This window comes from Streptomyces triticirhizae, assembly GCF_003696235.1.
Taxonomy (GTDB): Bacteria; Actinomycetota; Actinomycetes; order Streptomycetales; family Streptomycetaceae; genus Streptomyces; species Streptomyces triticirhizae.
Map to the genome: position 1 here is coordinate 1 of NZ_RFFJ01000274.1, position 5,986 is coordinate 5,986.

The 5,986-nt window shown below is 74.0% G+C and carries 5 protein-coding genes and 1 pseudogene; 2 read left to right on the top strand and 4 right to left on the bottom strand.

The features are described from left to right. Positions 1-106: 106 nt before the first annotated feature. Complete coding sequence (locus EBN88_RS27845) at positions 107-2,164, bottom strand: HelD family protein (protein WP_122399806.1); 2,058 nt, start codon at positions 2,162-2,164, stop codon at positions 107-109. Between the two features lie 313 nt (positions 2,165-2,477). Between EBN88_RS27845 and EBN88_RS27850 the strand changes: the two genes are divergently transcribed. Next, a complete protein-coding gene (locus EBN88_RS27850; protein ID WP_122399807.1) occupies positions 2,478-2,678 on the top strand; it encodes a hypothetical protein in 201 nt (66 codons plus the stop codon). Positions 2,679-2,816: 138 nt separating this feature from the next. Then, positions 2,817-3,341: a phosphotransferase gene (locus tag EBN88_RS27855; protein WP_122399808.1), complete on the top strand. Its 525-nt coding sequence runs from the start codon at positions 2,817-2,819 to the stop codon at positions 3,339-3,341. A 47-nt stretch (positions 3,342-3,388) separates the two neighbouring features. Here the strand turns inward: EBN88_RS27855 and EBN88_RS27860 are convergent, their stop codons facing one another. The 3 genes and pseudogenes from EBN88_RS27860 to EBN88_RS27870 form a co-directional block, all read right to left on the bottom strand. Beyond that, positions 3,389-3,925: a hypothetical protein gene (locus EBN88_RS27860; RefSeq protein ID WP_122399809.1), complete on the bottom strand. Its 537-nt coding sequence runs from the start codon at positions 3,923-3,925 to the stop codon at positions 3,389-3,391. A 40-nt stretch (positions 3,926-3,965) separates the two neighbouring features. Continuing rightward, the gene (locus EBN88_RS27865; protein ID WP_122399810.1) at positions 3,966-5,615 is read right to left on the bottom strand and encodes a DNA repair helicase XPB; all 1,650 of its coding nucleotides are present in this window, start codon (positions 5,613-5,615) and stop codon (positions 3,966-3,968) included. Positions 5,616-5,714: 99 nt separating this feature from the next. Further along, positions 5,715-5,986, bottom strand: a pseudogene (locus tag EBN88_RS27870) (DNA-binding protein); the annotation flags it as partial.

Consider the following 5,986-nt stretch of genomic DNA (forward strand, 5'->3'; position numbering starts at 1 on the left):
GCCCCGCACGGCGAGCGGCCCCGCGCGGCAAGCGCCCCGCGCCCTGCGCGGCAAGCGCCCCGCCGGGCCCCCGGGCCCGGCGTCCCCGAAAGCCCAGCGGCAGCGTTCAGCGGTGCAGCTCCGCCGGCAGGGGGGACGCGTGGACGACGGCGAGGCCGGAGACGGCTCGGGTGAGGGCGACATAGAGGCGGCGGAGGCCCGTGCGGTGGTCGGGTTCACCGTCGACGATCGCCTGTGGCTCGTCGAGGACCACATGGTCGTACTCCAGGCCCTTCGCCAGCGAGGCGGGCACCAGCGTCAGGCGCGTCGTGCTGTCCGTCTCCTGGCCCGGTTCCACATGGGGCAGTCCGGCGGCGGCCAGGGCCGCGCGGAGTGCGGGGATGCGGGCGTCGGCGGCGATCAGGCCGGTGGAGCCGGGGTTCTCCAGCGCCGCGCGGCAGGCGGCGAGGGTCGCGGGGGTCAGCTCCGCCGGTTCGACCCGGCTGACCACGAACGAGCCCGGCGCCTCCCGGATCGAGGTCGCCTCGCGCAGCTGCGGCGCGATCGCCGGCAGCAGGCGGGAGGCGTAGGCGATGACCTCGCGCGGCACGCGGAAGCCCAGGGTCAGCTCCTCGACATGCGCGGCCTCCTTGCCCAGGTGGCGCAGCGCCTCGGCCCAACTCCCCGTCGCCCAGGGGGTGGTGCCCTGCGCGATGTCGCCGAGCACGGTCGCCGAACCGGTGCTGCACCGGCGGCCCACGGCCCGGTACTGCATGGGGGAGAGGTCCTGCGCCTCGTCCAGCACCACATGCCCCAGCGAGCCGGTGCGGCTGACGAGGTCGTGGGCCTCGTCGATGAGCACCGCGTCGGCGCGGGACCAGGGGGCGGAACGGACGCTGCGCGGCGGCTTGGGCCAGAGGATCGCCCGCTGTTCCTCGGGGGTGAGGATGCCCTCGGCCTGTTCGGCGAGGAACGCGGGGTCGGAGAGGAGCCGCAGCACCAGCCTGGCCGGGTTGACGGGCGGCCAGATCGCCTTGACGGCGGCCTTGACCGCCGCGTTGCGGGCCACCGCGTTCTGCACCCGGTCGTCGGGGGCCTCGCCTGCCTGCTCCATGCGGACCAGCACGGCGTGCGCGATCCGCTGCGGCAGGGCCTCGCCCGCCGCCGTGTAACGGATGTCCCTGGCCAGCAACTCCTCGACCATCTCGGTCAGTTCGTGGACCGGCACCCGCCAGCGGCGGGAGCCGCGCACCACCACGACCGGTTCCGTCGGCATCGTCACCCCGGCCCTGACCGCGCGGCGCAGCACCTCGGCCATCCGCGCGTCGCCCTTGAGGGTGGCGGCGGTCGCGTCGTCCTCGCCGCGCACCTCGACATGGGCCACCAGCTCGTCCACGGTGGCCTGTTTGACCTCCAACTCGCCCAGCGTGGGCAGGACCTGTTCGATATAGCGCAGGAACGACCGGTTGGGGCCGATCACCAGGGTGCCGCTGCGGGCCAGCCGTTCCCGGTGGGCGTAGAGGAGGTAGGCGACCCGGTGCAGGCCGACGGCGGTCTTTCCGGTGCCGGGGCCGCCCTGCACGCAGACGGTCTCGCTGAGCGCGCCCCGGACGATCTCGTCCTGTTCGGGCTGGATGGTGGCGACGATGTCGCGCATGGGGCCGACGCGCGGCTTCTCGATCTCGCGCTGGAGGAGGGCGCTGACGGTCTCCTCCTCGTCGGGGTCGCTGAGGTGTTCGTCCTCGTAGGCGGTGAGTTCGCCGCCGTCGTAGCCGAAGCGGCGGCGCAGTTCGACGTCCTTGGGGTCCTTCTTCGACGCCTGGTAGAAGGGCTGGGAGACCGGGGCACGCCAGTCGATCACCATCGGGTCGCCCTTGGCGTCGTGCACATGGCGGCGGCCGATGTAGAAGCGGTAGCCGTGTTCCCCGTCGGCGTCGACGCGGCGGTGGTAGTCGAGGCGGCCGAAGAAGAGCGGGGTGTCGGCGAGGTCGGCGAGGGCCTTGATCCGCTGCTCGATCTCGTTGGCGAGGACCTCGGCGTTGACCCAGTTCGCGGTGACGTCACGGATGTCGAGCGACTCGGTGTGTTCCCGCATGGCGCGCAACGCGGCGCGGGAGGCGGCGAGATGGGCCCGTTCCGCCTCCAGCGGGTCCTGGGCGTGGGCGGGCGGGGGTGAAGCGCACATGACGGTGCCTCCGGGGTCGCGCTGCGGGCTGGTGGCTGCCGCCCGGTTGCCGTCCGGGCGGCTCCTGCCCTGGGCGCGGGCGCGCGGCGCTCAGGGCGCTGGCCCACAGGCTCGGGAGGAGGGAGGCACGGGAGCCTAGAGGGCTTCCCGGAGGGCGCGCAAATCGATTTCGGCCGCCGCCCCGCGCCGGTGCGCATGGGTCTCTCGGGAGCGAACCCTGAGGGGCCCCGGGGGGCGGCGCCCCGAACCCCTGGGGGAGCGGTCGGCCCCACGGCCGATGCCGCCACCCGCCGGGCCGGGCGAGGCTGGAGCCATGAACAGCACGGAGAGCAGGGGCGGGAGCAGCACGCGGACCGGGGTGGGGAACGGGCGCGGCGGCGGCCGGTCCGCGACGGGCGGGCGGATCGGCCGCGCGCTGCGGGCCGTCGGGGTCTTCGGCTCGGCGGCCTTCGACGTGGTGGTCCTGGGCCGGGACGGCCTCCCCGGCGAGGCGGGTGTCCGCCGGCCGGCCTGAGCCGCGTCGGGGTGAGCGGCCGGGCCGTGGCCGCTCGTCGGAGCGGCGGTGACCGTGAGCACAACGGCGCGGAAGGTGAGCATGGAGCGCGGTACGGGTCCGGTGCGGCGGTGATCGGCCGGCTCCTAGGATGCCTCGGTGAACCTTTCGCGTCTCGGCACGCCGACCGGGCCGATGATCCGCGTCCACGGCGGGTTCGCCAACCGGCTGTACCGGCTCGACACCTGCGGGCGGCCGGGCCCCGTCGTGCTGACGCACGGGGACATCCAGCCGTGGAACCTGCTCGCCCGGGAGGGGCGGCCGGTGGTGCTCGACTGGGAACTCTCGGGGGTGCTCGACCTGTCCGGTGAGCTGGGCTCGACCGCGCTGAGCCTCGCGAAGGGACCTGGCCTCGACGACATCAGGCCCGCCGTCTTCCGCTCGGTTCTCGACGGCTATGTGGCGGGGGGCGGGGTGCTGCCGCCGGCGGGTCCAGGCTGGTTCGTGTTCATGATCGGCGGTTGGCTGGGGCACACGAGGTGGAACATCCTCCGGTGTCTCGCCGGTGTCGAGGCGGGCACCGGCCCTGACCTCGCGCTGTCGCACGAGTCCGTGCGAAACGGGGTGCGCGGCCTCCCCGATCTCTTCGGCCGACTTCCGGAGCTGGAGGCGCTGCTCGTGTGACAGCGGGCCCGCGCCGGATCAGCCGGCCTCGTACGACGAGGTCGCGTCTAGGGAGTGTCGGGCGGCGGGGCGCGCAGGCGGCGGACCAGCCAGAGCGTCGCGGAGGTCGGCGGGCCCAGCGCGACCAGCGCGCAGCCGACCGTCACGGCGGAGAGCACCAGCGTCCAGACGGCGTTGCCGAGCCAGTGGAAGCCGCCCACCGCCACGATGGTGTCGGGGTCGTCGACGCGGACGGCGCCGCTCTCGTCGCCGGTGAGCAGGCGGACATCGCTCAGGTCGGCGTCGCGGCAGTCGCCCGCCGCGCGTATGCGCAGGTTGGTGCGGACGGGGCCGCCGTCGTCCGGGGTGAAGGTGCCCCAGCAGACATGGAGCCTGCTCCGGCCGCTGGACCGTTCCTCGACCTCGGTGACGACGGCTGAGCCGGGCACGCCCGCGTCGCCCCTGCCGGTCTGGTACTCCTGCCAGGCCCGGGCGCCGAGCGACCAGGACATCTCGCCGAAGCCGGCCACCCCGACCACGGCCAGCGGCCAGAGCACGAGACAGGCGAGCAGGTTCCGGCCCCACTCGCCTCCCCGTCGCGGCACGCGTCGCTCCCCGTTCCCTCAGCGCCTCAGCGTCGCGGCGTCACGCCGGCTGGTCGTCGGCCGGCAGGTCGGCGGCGTCCACGATCCGGTAGGCGTAGCCCTGTTCGGCGAGGAAACGCTGGCGGTGGGCGGCGAAGTCCTGGTCGATGGTGTCGCGGGCGACCACCGAGTAGAACCTGGCCTCGTGCCCGTCGGCCTTGGGCCGCAGCACCCGGCCCAGCCGCTGCGCCTCCTCCTGCCGGGAGCCGAAGGTGCCGGAGACCTGGATCGCGACCGTGGCCTCGGGCAGGTCCACGGAGAAGTTGGCCACCTTGGAGACCACCAGCACCCGCACCTCGCCGGAGCGGAACGCGTTGAACAGCTCCTCGCGCCGGGCGTTGCTGGTCTCGCCCTTGATCACCGGGGCGTTCAACTGCTCGCCCAGCTCGTCGAGTTGGTCGATGTACTGGCCGATGACGAGGGTCTGCTCGGTGCCGTGCCTGCGGACCAGCGCCTCGGTGACCCGGCGCTTGGCGTCGGTGGTGGCGCAGAAGCGGTACCGCTCCTCGGGCTCGGCCATGGCGTAGGCGAGGCGCTCGGACTCGCTGAGGTCCACCCGCACCTCGACGCAGTCGGCCGGCGCGATATAGCCCTGGGCCTCGATCTCCCGCCAGGGCGCGTCGAAGCGCTTGGGCCCGATCAGCGAGAACACGTCGGACTCCCGGCCGTCCTCGCGCACCAGCGTCGCGGTCAGCCCGAGCCGGCGGCGGGCCTGGAGGTCGGCGGTGAACTTGAAGACCGGCGCCGGCAGCAGATGCACCTCGTCGTAGATGATCAGGCCCCAGTCGCGGGAGTCGAACAGCTCCAGATGCGGATAGACGCCCTTCCGCCGGGTGGTCAGCACCTGGTAGGTGGCGATGGTGACCGGGCGGATCTCCTTGCGGGCGCCGCTGTACTCGCCGATCTCGTCCTCGGTGAGCGAGGTGCGGCGCACCAGCTCGGCCTTCCACTGGCGGGCGGAGACCGTGTTGGTGACCAGGATCAGCGTGGTGGACCTGGCCGTCGCCATCGCGCCGGCGCCGACCAGCGTCTTGCCCGCGCCGCACGGCAGCACCACCACGCCCGAGCCGCCGTGCCAGAAGCCCTCGACGGCCTGCCGCTGGTAGGCGCGCAGCGACCAGCCGTCCTCCACCAGGTCGATGGGGTGCGCCTCGCCGTCCACATAGCCGGCGAGGTCCTCGGCCGGCCAGCCCAGCCTGAGCAACTGCTGCTTGATCTGGCCGCGTTCGGAGGGGTGGACGACCACCGTGTCCTCGTCGATCCGCGCGCCGACCAACGGCTGGACGCGCTTGGCGCGCAGCACCTCGGTGAGCACGGGCCGGTCGGTGGTGGTCAGCACGAGACCGTGGGTGGGGTGCTTGACCAGGGAGAGCCGGCCGTAGCGGGCCATGGTCTCGGCGACGTCGACCAGCAGGGCCTGCGGAACGGGGTAGCGCGAGTACCGCATCAGGGCGTCGACGACCTGCTCGGCGTCGTGGCCGGCCGCCCGCGCGTTCCACAGGCCAAGCGGCGTGACCCGGTAGGTGTGGATGTGCTCCGGCGCGCGCTCCAGCTCGGCGAACGGGGCGATGGCGCGGCGGCAGGCCTCGGCCTGCTCGTGGTCCACCTCAAGCAGCAGCGTCTTGTCGCTCTGCACGATCAAGCAGGACACCCGTTACCTCCGACCAACCGGCTTCCCCGCGCCCCCGCGACGGGTGGCGTCAGCTCCCCAGTGAAACACCCCGCACCGACAGCCGGGGAACGGGCGGGCTCACTCCACGGGAACGGCGCCGGCGATGCGGTGCAGCGGGTAGGTGCGCACCTCGTCCGCCGTGTGGTCGAACGCCGTGACGAAGCCGCCGGTGACCCGCACCGGCGCCAGCACGTGGTGGCCGGCGACGCCGTCGGCGCCCACATAGCCGATGGCGACCAGGCCGCCGCTCTCGGCGGCGGCGCGCAGCGTGGCCAGCGTCTCGGTCGCCGGGGTGCGCGGCGGCGGCCCGACAGGATCGGGCGCCCTGGCGCCGGCCGGCCGGGGCGCCG